8 protein-coding genes and 1 pseudogene are annotated in these 16,321 nt (G+C 64.1%); 3 read left to right on the top strand and 6 right to left on the bottom strand.

Features of this window, described 5'->3' with window-relative positions:
* Positions 1 to 15: 15 nt before the first annotated feature.
* From KVY23_RS17315 to KVY23_RS17325, 3 genes and pseudogenes are all read left to right on the top strand, one after another.
* Positions 16 to 4,806, top strand: a pseudogene (locus KVY23_RS17315) (amino acid adenylation domain-containing protein); the annotation flags it as partial.
* 100 nt (positions 4,807 to 4,906) lie between these two features.
* On the top strand, positions 4,907 to 9,241 hold the full coding sequence (locus KVY23_RS17320; RefSeq protein ID WP_363325476.1) for an amino acid adenylation domain-containing protein: 4,335 nt from the start codon (positions 4,907 to 4,909) through the stop codon (positions 9,239 to 9,241).
* A gap of 106 nt (positions 9,242 to 9,347) precedes the next feature.
* Complete coding sequence (locus tag KVY23_RS17325) at positions 9,348 to 10,316, top strand: sulfotransferase (RefSeq protein WP_230557587.1); 969 nt, start codon at positions 9,348 to 9,350, stop codon at positions 10,314 to 10,316.
* Positions 10,317 to 10,325: 9 nt separating this feature from the next.
* Here the strand turns inward: KVY23_RS17325 and KVY23_RS17330 are convergent, their stop codons facing one another.
* From KVY23_RS17330 to KVY23_RS17355, 6 genes are all read right to left on the bottom strand, one after another.
* Positions 10,326 to 11,282, bottom strand: coding sequence for a triacylglycerol lipase (locus KVY23_RS17330; protein WP_268995227.1), 957 nt, complete (start codon positions 11,280 to 11,282; stop codon positions 10,326 to 10,328).
* Between the two features lie 372 nt (positions 11,283 to 11,654).
* Positions 11,655 to 12,494 carry an ABC transporter permease gene (locus tag KVY23_RS17335; RefSeq protein ID WP_230557628.1) on the bottom strand — a complete coding sequence of 280 codons (840 nt, stop codon included), beginning with the start codon at positions 12,492 to 12,494 and terminating at the stop codon, positions 11,655 to 11,657.
* Positions 12,495 to 12,505: 11 nt separating this feature from the next.
* Positions 12,506 to 13,351 (bottom strand): ABC transporter permease, encoded by an 846-nt coding sequence (locus tag KVY23_RS17340; RefSeq protein WP_206509620.1) that lies wholly within the window; start codon positions 13,349 to 13,351, stop codon positions 12,506 to 12,508.
* Positions 13,348 to 14,319, bottom strand: a complete 972-nt coding sequence (locus KVY23_RS17345; RefSeq protein WP_206509621.1) for an ATP-binding cassette domain-containing protein — start codon at positions 14,317 to 14,319, stop codon at positions 13,348 to 13,350. The genes KVY23_RS17340 and KVY23_RS17345 overlap by 4 nt, the downstream gene beginning before the upstream one ends.
* Before the next feature lie 125 nt (positions 14,320 to 14,444).
* Positions 14,445 to 15,401 carry a diiron oxygenase gene (locus KVY23_RS17350; protein WP_230557589.1) on the bottom strand — a complete coding sequence of 319 codons (957 nt, stop codon included), beginning with the start codon at positions 15,399 to 15,401 and terminating at the stop codon, positions 14,445 to 14,447.
* The gene (locus KVY23_RS17355; RefSeq protein ID WP_230557590.1) at positions 15,398 to 16,297 is read right to left on the bottom strand and encodes a prephenate dehydrogenase dimerization domain-containing protein; all 900 of its coding nucleotides are present in this window, start codon (positions 16,295 to 16,297) and stop codon (positions 15,398 to 15,400) included. Before KVY23_RS17355 ends, KVY23_RS17350 begins: the two co-directional genes overlap by 4 nt.
* Positions 16,298 to 16,321 lie beyond the last annotated feature (24 nt).

Genomic DNA, 16,321 nt, shown 5'->3' on the forward strand with positions numbered 1-16,321 from the left:
GGGTTGCGGATCGAGTTGGGTGAGATCGAGTCGGCGTTGTTGGCTGAGGGTGTGGTTGCGCAGGCGGTGGTGCTGGTTCGTCACGATCAGTTGGTGGCGTATGTTGTGCCGTCCGCCGGCTCCTCGGTGGATGTCGGGGTGTTGGAGTTGTCGGTTGCGGGGGTGCTTCCGGGGTATATGGTTCCGTCGGCGTTTGTGGTGTTGGATGGTTTTCCGTTGAGTGCGGCGGGGAAGTTGGATCGTCGGGCGTTGCCGGATCCGGTGTTTGTGGTGCGGGAGTTCCGTGAGCCGGTGTCGGAGGTGGAGTGTGTGGTGGCGGGGGTGTTTGCTGATGTTCTCGGGGTTTCGGGTGTGGGATTGGATGATGATTTCTTCGCTCTTGGTGGTAATTCGCTGATTGCTACGCAGGTCGTCTCACGCATCGGTGCCGCCCTGGACGCACAGATTCCGTTGCGGACGATCTTCGACTCGTCCACCGTCGAGGGCATGGCTGTCTCCGTCTCACGTGTCGCAGGCACGGGGGCACGGTTGCCCCTCGTGTCCGGACGACGGCCTCGTTACGTTCCATTGTCGCTCGCACAGCAACGCATGTGGTTTCTCGACAAGTTCGAACCGAACTCGGCTGCCTACAACATTCCGATCGTCGTTCGGCTTCAAGGAGACCTCGACTTCGAGACGCTGTCCAAAGCTATCGATGACGTCCGTGAACGCCACGAATCGCTGCGCACGATCTATCCGGAAATCGATGGTGTCGGGCATCAAGTGGTGGTTCCACTGCAGGCGAACTCATTCGAGCTCGGATTCGACGAGTGCACCGAAATCGAAGCACTGGAACGCATCAAGACACTGGTCACGCGTGGCTTCACACTGGCGCAGAGTGCGCCGTTCCGAGCGCACCTGTATCGACTCGACGATGCCGAGAATCTTCTTGCCGTCATCGTCCATCACATTGCAGCCGATGGATTCTCGATGGGCCCGCTGGTGCGCGACATCGTCACCGCATATTCGGCGAGGTCCTCCGGAACGCCGCCGCAGTGGCGGCCGCTGGCGGTCCAGTATGCGGACTACGCTGTGTGGCAACGGGATATGCTCGGCGACGAAACCGATCCCGAGTCCGTCATGAGCAAGCAGATAGCCTATTGGACCTCTCGGCTCGCCGGTGTGCCCGAACAACTGGATCTGCCGACCGATCGACCGCGGCCCACGCACGCCACCGAACGCGGTGCTGTGCATTCTTTCGCTGTCAGTGCTCGTCTGCATCGATCGATTGTGGAGCTGGGACTCGAACTCGGGTGCACCCCGTTCATGGTCGTGCATGCCGCGTTCGCGGTACTCCTGGCTCGGTTGTCCAATACCGAGGACGTCACTATCGGTACTCCGATAGCAGGCCGCGGTGAGCGCGCCCTCGACGACGTCATCGGTATGTTCGTCAACACCTTGGTTCTGCGCACCGAGATCACCGGATCACGTTCTGTGCGAGACCTGCTCGCAGCAGTACGTGAGATCGATCTGGACGCGTTCGCACACTCCGACGTTCCATTCGAGCGCTTGGTCGAAGTACTCGATCCACCGCGATCCACGGCACGACAGCCGCTCTTCCAGGTGATGCTGGCATTCCAGAACCTCGAGCGAAGCAAGGTCGAGCTCCCCGGCATTGGCGCCGCCGGAGTCGAACTCGAAACCGGTCTGTCCAAATTCGACCTGTATCTGACCGTGTCCGAGAAATTCGACAGCGCGGGTGAACCGCTCGGCATGCTCGCGCAGTTCCTCTATCTCACCGACCTCTTCGACGAAGCCACCATCGTCACCGCAGGTGAGCGCCTCAGAGAAATTCTCGAAACCATGGTGGCCGACCAGTCCGCGCTGATCGGCGACATCGACATCCTGACCACCGACGAGGCCATGGCCGTCAACGAGAGGTGGGTAGGAACAGCCGCGCCCGAGAGCAACGAACTGCTGCTAGACCGCTATCTCGCCGCAGTACGACAGCAGCCCGAGTCCGTTGCTGTCACCTTCGAGGAGAAGTCGCTCACCTACTCGCAGTTCGATTCTCGGGTGAACGAGCTCACCCGGTATCTACTCGCTCGGGGCATCGGGCCCGAGTGCGTCGTCGCCGTGGCGATCACCCGGTCGGTGGAGATGCTGGTCTCCATCTATGCCGTGGTCCGGGCGGGTGCTGCGTACCTACCCGTGGACCCCGACCAGCCACACGAGCGAATTCGGTACGCGCTCAGCAGCGCCGATGTATCGCTGATCCTGTCGACCTCGAGCGATCTCCTCGGCGTGGACGGATTCGAGATCGTCGAAGTCGATACGCTCCCACCGGGGCGCTACTCGAACGCCACGATAGACGAGAACGAACTGGCTGCCGGTGGCCCCGACAACGCCGCCTACGTACTGTTCACATCCGGATCGACGGGACGCCCCAAGGGCGTCGTGATCAGCCACCGGGCAATCGTGAACCGACTGAACTGGATGCAGTCCGAGTACAGTTTGCGCGGCGAAGACGTCGTGGTGCAGAAGACACCGATCACATTCGATGTTTCGGTGTGGGAACTGTTCTGGCCGCTGCAGTACGGCGCCAGGATGGTGGTTGCTCGTCCGGGAGGCCAGCGCGATCCCGCCTACCTCGCGCATCTGCTGCGCGAGCACTCTGTCACCGTGGCCCACTTCGTGCCATCGATGTTGGCGGTGTTCGCAGAGGAACAAGCGGTTGGCCACATCGACTCGATCCGCTGGCTCTTCGCCTCGGGCGAAGCGCTGCCCACAACAACAGCACGGGCCGCGGTGCAGGCATTGCCGTCGACACGGTTGGTGAACCTGTACGGGCCGACCGAGGCCGCCGTCGATGTCACGTTCCACGAGGTGACCGAGGACGATACCGTCGTCGTACCGATCGGCCGCCCGGTTTCGGGCACCCGAGTCCACGTCCTCGACGGGCGCCTGAAGCCGGCCGTGCCCGGTGTCATCGGCGAGCTCTACCTCGGTGGGGTACAGCTGGCCCGGGGCTATGCCTCTCGCGCCGACCTCTCTGCCGAGCGGTTCGTCGCCAACCCCTTCGGTAGCGGCGAGAGGCTCTACCGCACAGGAGATCTCGTTCGGTGGAACCGAGCCGGCGAGATCGAATACGTCGGTCGCAGCGACTTCCAGGTCAAGCTACGCGGCCAACGCATCGAACTGGGTGACATCGAAGCTGCGCTGTTGACGAATTCGGGTGTGTCTCGAGCCGTGGTCACGCTCGTCGACGATCCTGATGTGGGCGAGACGATCGTCGGATACATCGTGTGCAGGGCGGGGCTCACGCTGGACCCAGACGAGGTTCGCGGGACGGCAGCCGGCGCACTACCGGACTACATGGTGCCCACCTCGATCGTGATCATGGACGCTTTCCCGCTCGGACCCAACGGCAAGCTCGACCGACGCGCACTTCCCGAGCCGACGGTGCGGATTCGTCCCTTCCGTCCACCGTCGACCCCGGTCGAAGAGATGATCGCCGAAACGTTCGGAGCTCTGCTCGGTGTGGAACGCATCGGGTTGGACGACGACTTCTTCTCCCTCGGCGGCAACTCGTTGATTGCAACCCGGGTGGTCGCGCGACTCGGGGTGGCATTCGGCGTCGAGATTTCCCTCCGCACTCTGTTCGAGGCTCCCAGCGTCCACGCACTCGCTGTGCGAATCGAGCACGAGAGGGCTACCGGCTCGGATGCAGGCAGCTCGTTGGAGAGCAGTCTGTTCGGACGGCAGCCGATGCAGGCCCGACGCGACCGCGACACACCAGCGCCACTGTCGTTGGCCCAGCAGCGGATGTGGTTTCTGAACCGTCTCGACCCGGATTCCGCTGCGAACAATGTGCCGGTGATCATCAGCCTCGAGGGTGAACTCGACGTCGACGCGCTCGTCCTGGCGTTCCGGGACGTCCTCGCGCGCCACGACATCCTGCGGACCGTCTATCCCGACATCGACGGTGTGGGGTACCAGGTGGTCGAGCCACTCGCTGCGGGCGCAGTATCCTCGGATCCGGTTGTCTTGGAGATCGAGCAGATCGACCCGGGAGAGGCGAGGCCTCGCGCACTCGAGATGCTGGGCGGTGGTTTCGATGTCACTGCCGGTGTGCCGGTGAGGGCAGCGTTGCTTCGCGAGTCCCCCCAGTACCATGTACTGGTCGTTGTGGCCCATCATATTTCGGTCGACGGCTTCTCCATCGGTCCGCTCACACGCGACCTCGCCCAGGCTTACGCGGCGCGCGCGTCAGGTCAGGCCCCCGGCTGGTCGCGTCCCGCACTGCAGTACGCGGACTTTGCGGTCTGGCAGCGAGAGATCCTTGGGGCAGAAGATGATCCATCCTCGATTGCCTCCGCGCAGCTCGACTACTGGATAAGGCAGCTCGCAGGTCTACCGGACGAGATCGAGCTTCCGACCGATCGCCCACGCCCGGCCGAAATGTCGTATCGAGGGGCAGCGACCTCGGTCGCCGTCGACGCGGTACTGCGTCGTCGGATCACCGCCCTGGCCAACGCAAGTGGTGTGACGCCCTTCATGGTGATGCACGGTGCCTTGGCGGTACTGCTCGCGCGCATGTCCGATACCGACGATGTGGCCATCGGCACGCCGGTCGCGGGGCGGGGCAGCGCCGAGCTCGACGACATGATCGGCATGTTCGTCAACACGCTCGTTCTCCGCACACAGGTGGATTCCGCGCTCACGTTCGCCGACTTGCTCGCCGAGGTCCGCGAGAGCGACCTCTCTGCGTTCGCGCACTCGGATGTGCCGTTCGAGCGGATCGTCGACGTGGTGGATCCGCAGCGCTCCCGTGGGCGGCACCCGCTGTTCCAGGTGATGTACACGTTCCAGAACCTCGAAGGCACCAGACTCGAACTCGGGGGACCTGACCGTCGGCGGGATCGAACTGGACACCGTCCATGCGAAGTTCGACCTCCAGATCACTGTCTCGGACAGTCACGACTCCGCGGCAAGTGTCTCCGGGTGGAATGTCGAATTCGTCTACGCGACCGACCTGTTCGATCGATCGACGGTCGACGCTATGGGGGCGAGATTGATGCGCCTTCTGACCGGACTGCTCGACGCACCCGATCGACCGGTCGGCGACATCGAACTCGTCGATCCGTTCGAACGCGCGCGCCTGCTGCAGACCTGGAGCGCGTCGAGCCCGGACCACCCGATGGCAATCGGGACCCTCGTCGACCGCTTCGACGCCGTCGTAGCTGCTTCACCGGATCGCACCGCGGTGCGATGGGATGGGCGACCGTGGTCCTACGACGAGATCGCGCGGCGAGTCCGTGCACTTGCCCACCAACTGATTGCATTCGGCGCCGGTCCGGAAACCCTGGTAGCGGTCGCGCTTCCGCGGTCGGTCGAGTTGGTGGTGGCCCTTTTGGCTGTCTCGACCTCCGGAGCCGGCTACCTGCCCATCGCCCCCTCGTACCCGACCGACCGAATCCAGTTCATGGTCGACGACGCAAAGCCGATCGTCGCCGTCGCGTCCGGGCTGGACATCGATTTCGGTGGTGTCCCGGTGCTCGACCCGAACGCAATCGATCTTCTCGGCACAGGTGGAAGCCCGCTGACGGATGCGGACCGGCGTGCGCCGTTGACGCCGCAGAACGTTGCCTACGTGATCTACACCTCCGGATCCACCGGCACTCCCAAGGGGGTGGCCGTCACCCATGAGAACGTGCTGCGTCTGTTCTCGAACACGCAGCCCGCCTTCGGTTTCGGTGCGGACGACGTCTGGACGATGTTCCATTCCTACGCGTTCGATTTCTCGGTCTGGGAGATGTGGGGGCCGTTGATCCACGGAGGCACGCTGGTCGTGGTCGACTTCGACACCTCCCGCGCTCCCGAGGCTTTCAGAGATCTGCTCGTCGACGAGAGGGTCACCGTCGTCAACCAAACGCCCTCGGCCTTCTATCAGCTCGCCGAAGCCGACCGCGTTCTACCGGATGCAGAGTTCTCGCTCAGATACGTGATCTTCGGAGGCGAAGCCCTCGAACCTCGACGTCTGGAGAATTGGCTGACCCGGCGCGGCGACGGGACAGAGGACCATCAGCGCGGTCCGGTGCTGGTGAACATGTACGGCATCACCGAGACCACCGTGCACGTATCGATCCGCTTCATGACGGCACACGACGCGCCATCGGCCTCGATGATCGGCGTCCCGCTCCCCGGGTTGCGCACCTACGTGCTGGACCGCCGCCTGCGGCCGGTCCCCGTCGGTGTCGCCGGGGAGATGTATGTCGGCGGTGGCCAGGTGAGTAGGGGGTACCGGGGACGATCGGCATTGACCTCGACGAGGTTCGTCGCCGATCCCTTCGGGTCTGATGGCGATGTCCTCTACCGCACGGGCGACCGAGCGCGATGGGTGAGCGCGCACGGCGGAGCCGAGTTGGAGTACCTCGGCCGCGCCGACGATCAGGTCAAGTTGCGAGGCTTTCGGATCGAACTGGGTGAGATCGAAGCAGCAATCTCGGGTCGCGAGGATGTCTCGGCTGTCGCGGTGATCGTCCGCGAGGATCACCCGACGGGACCGCGCTTGGTCGCTTACCTGGTTCCGGTAGACGGCGATTCGCTCGATCTGGACGACATCCGCCGCGGTGTGGCAGCTCAGGTACCCGACTACATGGTGCCCTCGGCCTTCGTTCCGGTCGAGACGATCCCGCTGACGGTCAACGGCAAGCTCGACCGACGCGCCCTGCCCGAACCGGAGGCAGGCTCTCGGGTGTTCCGGGCGCCCTCGGGCGCAGTGGAAGAGATCGTCGCCGTAGTATTCGAAGACGTATTGGGCTGTGGGAGAGTCGGTTCCGAGGACGACTTCTTCGCTCTCGGAGGCAACTCGTTGATCGCGACGCGCGTGGTGTCGAGGCTGAGTTCTGCACTCGACGCTCGGGTCACAGTTCGATCTCTGTTCGATGCTCCGACGGTGGCAGGGCTCGCCGCACTCCTCGGGGCGTCCGTCGGTGAGGGCAGCACCGGGAAGCTGTCCGCTCGTCCTCGTCCCGCGGTCGTTCCCCTCTCGTTCGCGCAACAGCGGATGTGGGTCCTCAACAGGATCGATCCGACATCGACGAGCTACAACGTCTCCCTCGCTCTCAGGCTCAGCGGGCAGCTCGATACCGATGCGCTCGCGGAGGCGATCACCGATGTGCTCGCAAGGCACGAGACCCTGCGCACACGGTATCCAGAGGTCGGCGGAACCGGTTCGCAACAGGTCATGTCGGTGACAGACGTCGAGTGGGACACCACTCCCGTGCCCGTTCGCGACCGAGATGTCGCCGAGCAGGTGCGCACCCTGCTCGGGACGAGCTTCGACGTGAGCACCTCAGTTCCCGTGCTGGTCCGCATCCTGGCGCGGTCGGCGGACGAACACATACTCGTACTGGTCGTCCACCACATCGCGATCGACGGTTTCTCCCTGGGCCCGCTGACTCGGGATCTGATGACGGCCTACGCGGCGCGTTCTATGGGGCAGGAACCGGGCTGGGCGCCCCTCGACGTCCAGTACGCCGACTTCGTTCTCTGGCAACGCGATGTGCTCGGCGAGAGCAGCGACCCTGCCTCGATCATGTCCGCTCAGGAATCGTTCTGGCAGCGCACGTTGGCCGAGATCAGGCCGCAGACGGGCATCGCCACCGACCGCCCACGAGCGGCATCTGCGTCCGGACTGGGCCGAACTCACGAGTTCACGGTGGACGGCGCTGTGGTCCGGGCGCTGCACGAGACTGCGCGCGAACACAATTCGACGCTGTTCATGGCCCTGCACACCGCCCTTGCGATAGTGCTGTCCAAGCTGTCCGGCGACGAGGACATCGTGGTCGGTACTCCGGTCGCGGGGCGAGGCGAGGCAGCCCTCGACGATATCGTGGGGATGTTCGTCAATACGCTCGTTCTGCGAACCCCGGTGTCGCAGGACGTGTCGACATCCGACGTCCTGCAGATCGCGCGTCGGGTGGATCTCGAGGCCTTCGCGCATTCGGATGTGCCGTTCGAGCGCGTCGTCGAGTTGGTGGACCCGCCGCGCGCCCGGTCGAAGTCTCCGTTCTTCGATGTGGTTTTGGCGCTTCAGAATCACGGCGTCGCCAGCCTCGATCTGCCCGGCCTGTCGATCTCCGGCCTCGAGATGCCGAATCCGGAGGCCAAGTACGACCTGCAGTTCGTCTTCTCGGTCGGTCCCGATTCGGACCGGCCGCAACTGAACTGCTCGCTGATCTACGCCACCGACCTCTTCGATGCGGCCACCGTCGCCGTGCTCGAAGAGCGGTTGCTCGCAGTGCTGGACGTGCTCGCTCGCACGCCAGATGCACTCGTTCGTGACATCGACCTCCGCACTGCCGCCGAGCGAGCCGAATCCGACGGCTCGGGTGGGGTAGCAACCTCGGGTGGGGTAGCAACACTGCCGCACGCCCGAACCGTCGCGGACATGATCGACGCGATTGTCGAAGCGGACCCGGACGCGCCGGCGGTGATCGCCGAAGACGAGGTGACTTATCTGGAGTTGGGTGGCAGATCTGCCCGTCTCGGACGGTACCTGGCGTCCCGCGGCATCGGCCCCGGAGACCGCGTGCAGGTCGATCTGCCGATGTCGGTCGACGGGGTCGTAGCTCTCTGGGCTGTGTGGTGTGCGGGTGCGAGTGCCGTCGTCGTCGTAGGCCAGGTGGCCGGCCAGGTCGACTCGGGGCGATCGATCCGCGCGGACTGTGTTCTCACGGCCTCGGCGGCTTCGGGCCACCCCACCGGCACAGTATCCGGCTTCGCACTCGATGATGCTGAGGTCCGAGCGGCCATCGCAGCGCAGTCGCCGCGGCCGATCGGCCACGCCTCGCGAGCGGGAAAACTGTCTGTAGACGAAAACGCGCTCGTAGTCGTCTCCGACCGCGGCCAGGACGTCCTTACGCACGCCGAGCTGGTGGCGCGGGCGCTGGCAGAGGCGGACGCGTGGTCCGTCGGCTACGACTCGCGACTGATGACCGGTCTCGGTGGTTCGGCCGAGTCGGTGTCGGGTTGGGACGCGTTCGGTGTGGCCGTCGCAGCTGCGCTCGGGGCGGCAGTGATCGTGCTGGGGCAGCCTGCATCGACGGAAGCTGACCTGGTGACGGTGCTCGAAGAATACGACGTCACGCACGCGTTCGTACCGTCCGCGGTGTCGCTCGATGGATTCGGGTCCGAACTCGAGGCGGTGGTCCGAACCGATGACGACCGGCCAGCGCCGTGGGCACACGCTCGATGAGGCGTGAACCCGAGGATCGGGAACAGCGGTGCGCAGTAGGGCTGCACGAACTAACATTTCCCGGACACTGCCGGCGAATTGTCGGTTATCGGAAGGGCGCACCGAAATGGAACCAGTGACATCCGAACCGGAGGGCTCCGCTTCGACGGCTTTTTCGGAGCCGTACGACATCAGCGCCTTCCACCGGTTGCAGCTGCAGGGAACCGGCAACAAGCTCGGCTACTACGCCGGCGCGGTCAAGCGCGGGCTGCGCTACCAGGTATTGCCCCACTACTGGGGAAACCCTCCATGGTGGCGATTGAAACACCGCTCACTCGTCGGCAGCCGGGTGCTGCCGGACTTCGCATGTCTCGGCGCGATCAAGAGCGGCACGAGTGATCTGTCCACCTACCTGTTTCAACATCCGTCGATCCTGCCGCCGCTGTCGAAAGAAATATTCTCCGACCGCCCCGAGACATGGCGTCCGCACTACCCGACGGTTGCCGAGATGGACACTGTTCGGGCCGATACCGGGCATGCATCCACCGGGTATTTCACCCCGTGGATGCACCATCACCCGCTGATGGACAACTATCGAGCGGCGTGCCCCGACGCCAAGATCATCCTGATGCTGCGTGACCCCGTCGAGCGTGCGTACTCCCACTACAAGTGGGATCTGTTTCTCGGCGGCCGAGCTCAATCGCGGATCCCGTACTACGCGACATATGCCGAGTACGTGGACATGTCACTCGATCTCTTCCCCGGGATGCCGTATCCATCACCTTCGGGATTTCCCCTGCTTCAAACTGGCATCTACGCCAAGTCGACAGCGAAGTGGCTCGATCGCTTCGGCCGTGATCGCGTGCTCGTCGTCAAATCCGAGGACTTCTTCGCGAACCCGGTTTCAACCGTGTGTTCGATTCACGAGTTTCTCGGGCTGCCGCCGACGCCGCCGACCATGCACAAGGCGGTCAATCAGAACCCTCTGACTGCGCCGCGCCAGGACCCGGAGTCTCGAGCCCGCCTGGCCGAGTTCTACCGACCGTTCAACGAGGAGCTCTACGCCCTACTCGACCGCGACCTGCAGTGGACTTGATACAACATGTCATTCGGATTCGGCGCACACCAGTGGGTTCGTGTTCGAGTAATTCGGGTCCAGCGCGGTACTGATCATGTACGACACATCCGGATCCCGCGTGAGACCCATGTGTGACGCGGTATTGCCCGGGCACAGGTCCTGGGCCCACAGGTTGGTCACCTGACCCGTCCCACGGTCGTCCAGAAAGGTGCGCTCGGGCGGAGTCACGATCTGGTCGTCCCGCGTGGCAATGACGGTGTAGTCGACGCCGGGCATGACCTCGCTACCGGCGTTGAGTTTGCGCAGCATCGGCGATCCGATGAGCTGCTGACTGCCGGCGACGCCGAAGACGAGTTGTGAGGTGAAGTCGCGAGGGATTCCCACCGATGTGGCCAACAGATAGAGCTGTTGCAGGCCGTTGAAGTTCGTTCCGTGATTGGTGGCTCCCAGCGTCACCAGGTTGCGAACCTTGCTTGCGGACGGGTCTGTGGGATTCGAGCCACCGTTGAACTTGAGGTATTGCCGTGCCATGGTGCCGCCTTGCGAATGGCCGACGAGGTCGACCTGCTCAGCGCCGGTGCTTGCGAGCACCGCGTCGACGAACTCGGCGAGTTCAGCGGCCGAGTTTTCGATGTCACCGATTCCCCACACGAGCTGGCTGTGGTCCCACATCACCGGCATGGCGCCGTAGTTCAGGGCGAACACGCAGTAGCCCTGGGCTGCGAGTTCGGGGGAGAGGACGGGCCAACTCTCCTGCATGTCCGTGTCGGTGCCGTGTACCAGGACCACAGGGCGCGGGTGCGCTTCCGACGGGCTGCAGGACCAGTCGTTGGCTCCCTCGGGCGGGGCTCCCATTCGTTCGAGCGAGTCGAGTCGAGGAGTTGCGGCCGGCTGGGCTCCGGCCGTGGGAGCAGTTGCAACCGCGCCGACCAGTACGAGGAGTGAAAAGAAGATCGAAAGTAATGTCCTGGTGTGACGCGACATGCAGTCGACCCTCACTCTGACTCCTTGCTGTGTGGATTCCGGGGCTGTGTGGATTCGGGGGATGTGTGTATTCGCTAATCCCGAAACATCTCGATAATCCAGCATTACTGGAGCTGGCACAAATTGCAAATCCCGGTAGACGGTAAAGGCGATATTCGGCGGCGTCGTCAATTGATGCGTCGTTGGCCGACCGGCCGTTATGGCCTTTAGCTGCAGTTTTGTTCCGAGGAATAGTGAAACGAGCGAGGGCCCCGATTAGGTGCGAAAACTTGCCCGAATGCATGTTGCGTGGACATGGAGCAATTGATTTATCGGCGGAAACTTCCTATGGACCGAAAAGTAACAATGAAACCGTTCGGTGCGTGGTGACGCTTATGCGGTCGACGATGCACGTCGATAGCCCTTGATTGCCGGATAGAGAAACACCAACACCATGCCCAGTGACCACGCCAATGTCTGCAATACCGGGGTCAGAGTCGGACCGCCGAGCGCCAGCGCCTTCATCGCGTCGACCGCGCAGGACATCGGCTGCGCGGCGACGACGGGCTGCAACCACGTCGGGTAGGCCTGAACGGGGACGAAGCCGGAGTTGAAGAACAGCAGCAGTGTGCACAGAATCGAGACGAGTTCGACGAGGGGAGCGTCGCCGGAGACGGTCGCCAGAAACGTCACCATCACCGCGAAGCCGACCCCGAACACGATCGGTAGCAGGATGAGACCGAAACCCGCCAACAAGCCCTCGTTGAAGCGAAACCCCAGCGCAAAGCCCATGGCAACGATCACCAGGGTGGTGACGAATATCCGGACTACCTCCGCCATCATCCGGCCGACGAGTCCGGCGGCGCGGTGCGTCGGGAGGGTCCAGAAGCGAGCGAGCAGTCCGTTGTTGCGCTCCTGCTTGAGTCCCACGGCACTGACGATCGACCCGAACATCGCACCGATCAGGGCGATCAGGGGAACCTGGCCGTACACCGCCGGTTGGCCGGTCGCCATCGAGATCGAGTTACCCAGGACGACACGGAACATCACCAGCATCAGTGCCGGGTACAGCACGGCCTGAATCATCGTGGTGGGGTCGCGTAGCCAGCGCGTCAGCAGCCGTTTGCATTGGATGAGGCTGTGCGTCCACAGCGCCGCCATCGACGTCTCAGGCCACGGGTGGGTGGGTTCCGGGAAATCGAGCGTGCTCTGCGTGGTTCGGCGCTGCTGAATGTCGGTCAAGGTCAGTCCCTCCGTCGAAGGCTGGCCCACAGTGCCAGCGGAATGAGGACGACCGTCAGACCGACGATCCACGCGATGGCCGGGAACACGCCCGCGAACGTGACGGTCCCCTCTGCCATATCGCGCATGGCCGAGGAGAACTGCGAGATCGGTTGATTACGCACGAACGGCCGAATCCACTCGGGAAAGCCGCTTTCGGGTACGAATCCGGTCGATGCCATGCCCAGGATCAACTGCGGCAGCGTCAGTGCCTGGCTCGTGGCCTCGGGGCTTTTCGACAAGGTGCCGATCGCGTCGGCGCCGAACGACAGGACAGTACTGATCGCCAATGCCATTGCGCCGAACATGAGTGCTTGCCCGACGCCTGCACTGAAGCGAAAGCCGATGACGTGGCCGAAGAGCAGTGCCGCGGTCAGTGTCACCGTCGATCGGATGAACGCACTCGACATCCGAGCCATCAGCGGAGCACCGATGACCACGGGCATGGTCTTGAGCCGTGTGGACAGACCTGTCGCTGCCTCGGTCGACGCGCGCTGCGCGGACGAAATTGCCGTGAATGCCATCGCCTGTAGGACGATGATCGGCATGAGGAACTGTGCGTAGTCGATGCCCTGAAACTGCATGACGAACTTCAGCGGCAGGTAGAACCCGATGGTGAAGATGAGCGGCGCGATGACAGCGACCAGCAGTTCGCCCTTGCGCACCATCGTTCGAACGGTCCGGGCCGTCAACACCCGCCACTGAACGAAGCCGGAGGGCTCGAAGCGCCGCTTCTTGGACGCACTCGCACGGCCGACCGTGGGGGTGGAAGCGGAACCGACCGTCGTATCTTGGGCTGTCGTCGTCACTGCGTCGAAACCGTGTTGGTGTGACCGGTGAGTGACAAGAACACGTCATCGAGCGAGGGTCGCCGCAGCGCGATATCGGCCAGCGCGATGCCGGCTTGGTCGATGCGACGCAGGACCTCGGACAAGGTGGCCGCGCCGTCCGGAGCCGGAATCGACAGTCGATCAGCACCCGGCGCAAGATCGGTGGCCACCGCAGCCGGAACGAGCTCGCCCAGCACGCGGACCACGGCGGGGAGCTCGTCTGGATCGACCGGGACCACCTCGCAGAAGTTTCCGCCAGTCATCGCCTTGAGATGGTCCGAGGTGCCCTCGGCAATGACGGTGCCCTTGTCGATCACGATGATGTTGTCGCTGAGTACGTCGGCTTCCTCGAGATACTGCGTGGTGAGCAGCACTGTGATCCCCTGAGCCTTCAAGGCCTCGACGAGTGACCACACGCCCTGCCTGGACCTCGGGTCCAGACCTGTCGTCGGCTCGTCGAGGAACACCACTTTGGGTCGAACGACCAGCCCACACGCGATGTCGATGCGTCGGCGCATCCCGCCCGAGTACCCGCGAACCGGCCGCTTACCGGTGTCGACCAGGTCGAATTCCTCGAGCAGGGCGTGTGCGCGGGTGCGGGCGGCCTTCTTGTCCAGGCCCATCAGGCGGCCGAACAGTTCGATGTTCTCCCGCCCGGAGAGCGTGTCGTCCAGAGCGGCGTACTGCCCGGTCATCATGATCGAGCGGCGAACCTCGGCAGCGCTTTCGGCGACGTCGTGTCCCGCTACGACGGCGCGACCGGAATCCGGACGGATCAAAGTCGAGAGCACCTTGACCATGGTGGTCTTGCCCGCGCCGTTCGGGCCGAGAATTCCCAGGACGCTGCCACGCGGCGCAGAGAAGCTGATCCCACGTAGCGCGTGGACGTCGTCGAAGGACTTGTGGACGTCCTCCACCAGTACAGCTACGTCCTCGGGTAAGGGCATCGATTCTCCGTGCGGTCGGTGTCGAGAAGAGTGTGCGGACGATCGTGGGACTTTGTCCTACCCATAGTCAATCCAGGCATCCGCCGAAAACGTTACCCGCAGCAAAGGCGTAGCCCGCCGCCCGCTTACGTCCAGGCGATCCCGATTTCGTCCTCGACGTCGAGTCGGCGGCACAGCGACCGGATCCCGCTGTAGTCCTGTACCAGCTGGCGGCGGGTGTCGTCGGCGGCGGTGTCGGCGAGCATCCGGTCGGCGTCGACGACGCCCTCGGCGCGCAGGATGGCCGCCCATGTACCGAAGTCGTTGCTGGAGAACGCGTCCATGCCCGCGGCGAGCCCGCCGAGAAAGTGACGCCTATCGCCTGCGCTCAACGTCTCGAACACGATCGCAGCCATCTCGTCGGCGATCGAGGCGTGGCAGTGCTCGTCGCGGTTGTGCAACTTCACGGTGGCGCGATTGACGGGTTGAATCGCCTCGTCGTCCTCGATCAGGTCCAGGTAGGACGTGATCGAGATCTCCGCGACCGTGGTGTAGGCGAGCGTGCTGAGCGCGGCCGCAGACTCGTCGACGGCACCGAGCTGAGCGGCACGTTGGCGACGAACTGTGGCGCTGACGGGGAGGGTTCCATCGGGCATCGCCCATCCGCGCTGTCGCCGGGTGAGCGCGGAGGCATTGAGGTGCATCAGCGTGTGGTATTGCTCGTCGACCATCGCCTGGGTCACCGCAACAGCGAGAACGTCGCCCATTCCGGTGTCGAAGGCGTCGGCAGCGAGAAGCGCGAATCCGGGGTTGACGACGTGCTGCTCCACGTCCATGACGTTCTTGTTGAACGCGATCCATCCCCAGGCGCGGATCCGTTCCTGCGTGGTCTCCGGCAGAGCCCGGTAGACGTCGTGGTCAGCGAACGGAATCAACGCCTCGGGGTAGTCGTGCTTGGCGAGGTCGAACAGATCGTCGAGGTCGGGCTCCGGCTTCTTGACGGTGGCGCGTTTGCCCCAGTTACCGGCCAACCGCGACACAACGGCACTCTCCACGGCGTCGTTCGGGTCGTGCTCGGGTAGCTGTGGCATCTGGATCGTCATCGGTTCCCCTCGGGTCCTTGGTCTCGAACGATACCGAAAAGATCGGCGCACAGTCTGCGATACGACTCGCCGTCGGGTACGGCAGCACCAGCCCGTTCGACCAGAGCGCCGAACTCTTCGCCGGTGCCACTGCCGACGGCTGCATCGAGCCGCGACGCGGCTTCGACGAGCGCCATTCTGGCCTGGTGGGCGTACGGGTTGCCGGCCTGCACGTCCCAATACACTTCGGGTTCGCCGCCGGCGATCCGTGCGAGCAATGCCAGCGAGGTGCGTGCCGGTGGCGGCGCGATTGCGTCGACCAGTGACGGGTCGAGGCCGAGCGAGCCCAGGGCGGACCCGAACGCGAGCACGCTTGCATGGGTCAAGGCCTGGGTCGCGGCCGCCGCTCGATCGTGCATGTCGGAATCGACGTCGACGACTCGTCCGCCCCAGGCCGTGATGCGAGCGACGAAGTCCTCGGCGGCCACACCGGGGCGGTGTCTCACGCACGCCACGGGACGCCCGTCGAATCCGAGTGCAGGAGCGAACATCGGGTTGATGCCCAGGACGGCGTGCACTCGGCCGGACGTCTCGACGGCAGCCGCGAACGCGGATTTGACGGACAGTGTTTCGACCACCAGCGCAACCCTGTCGAACAGAGACAGATCCGTACCGAGCGCAATGTGCTCGGGGACCGCCAAGACCACGAGACGGGCATCGGCCGCTGCTTGGATCAATCGAGCCGACGGATTCAGAATGTCGGCGACCTCGTGCTCGACCCCCTCCGGCGAGGACGGGGAGGTGCGCTCGGATACGTCTGTCGCCAGGACGGAATACCCGTCGTGCGCGAGAGCCTGGCACAGCAATGAACCGACCGCACCATTACCGCCCACCACAACAGCGTCGTGCTTTCTCATCGTTCGAGTATGCGTGTGCGGGCT

It is taken from the genome of Rhodococcus sp. I2R, assembly GCF_020889545.1.
Lineage (GTDB): Bacteria > Actinomycetota > Actinomycetes > Mycobacteriales > Mycobacteriaceae > Rhodococcoides.

Excerpts from the sequence above, each read along its gene's own strand:
- KVY23_RS17325 (WP_230557587.1), top strand. The coding sequence starts at position 9,348 with ATGGAACCAGTGACATCCGAACCGGAGGGCTCCGCTTCGACGGCTTTT.
- KVY23_RS17330 (WP_268995227.1), bottom strand. The coding sequence starts at position 11,282 with ATGTCGCGTCACACCAGGACATTACTTTCGATCTTCTTTTCACTCCTC.
- KVY23_RS17345 (WP_206509621.1), bottom strand. The coding sequence starts at position 14,319 with ATGCCCTTACCCGAGGACGTAGCTGTACTGGTGGAGGACGTCCACAAG.
- KVY23_RS17350 (WP_230557589.1), bottom strand. The coding sequence starts at position 15,401 with ATGACGATCCAGATGCCACAGCTACCCGAGCACGACCCGAACGACGCC.
- KVY23_RS17355 (WP_230557590.1), bottom strand. The coding sequence starts at position 16,297 with ATGAGAAAGCACGACGCTGTTGTGGTGGGCGGTAATGGTGCGGTCGGT.